The sequence below is a fragment of the Streptomyces sp. BE303 genome, from assembly GCF_036290945.1.
In the GTDB taxonomy this organism is placed as follows: domain Bacteria; phylum Actinomycetota; class Actinomycetes; order Streptomycetales; family Streptomycetaceae; genus Kitasatospora.
In genome coordinates, this window is sequence record NZ_JAQYWZ010000818.1 from 1 (window position 1) to 405 (window position 405).

The 405-nt window shown below is 73.6% G+C and carries 1 protein-coding gene; it reads right to left on the bottom strand.

What is annotated here, in order from left to right; translation table 11 throughout:
* The coding region (locus tag PUR56_RS28350) for a hypothetical protein (protein WP_329951024.1) at positions 1-373 on the bottom strand (373 nt) is incomplete at its 3' end.
* Positions 374-405 lie beyond the last annotated feature (32 nt).

A 405-nucleotide genomic window follows, 5' to 3' on the forward strand; every position in this document is an offset into this window, starting at 1 on the left:
CGTTCACCACGGCGACGTCCACGTCCGGGAACGCCTCCAGCACCTCCGCCTCGGAAGCACCCACCGCGAGCATCGCCCCACCGGCGGGAAGGGCCTGCATCAGTCGGCCCCGGGCCACGACCAACGCCGCCGCATCGCCGCGCCACAGCACCCCGGCCCCGAGCGCGGCTCCGAAGACCCCGAGCGACACACCCACCCGCCCCTCCGCCCGGTGAGCGAGCGCGGCACGGCGGATCGACGCCGCGCCGAGTGCCACCGGGTGAGCAGCGCCCACCTCGGCGCTGTCGATCAGCTGTTGAGCCTGAGCACGCAGGGACGCCTCGTCCGTACCGGACAACATCACCGGAGCCAGAGGCAGGTCCACTGCTGCCACGGCGTCGGCCTCGACCTTCGGTGGCTCCTCCA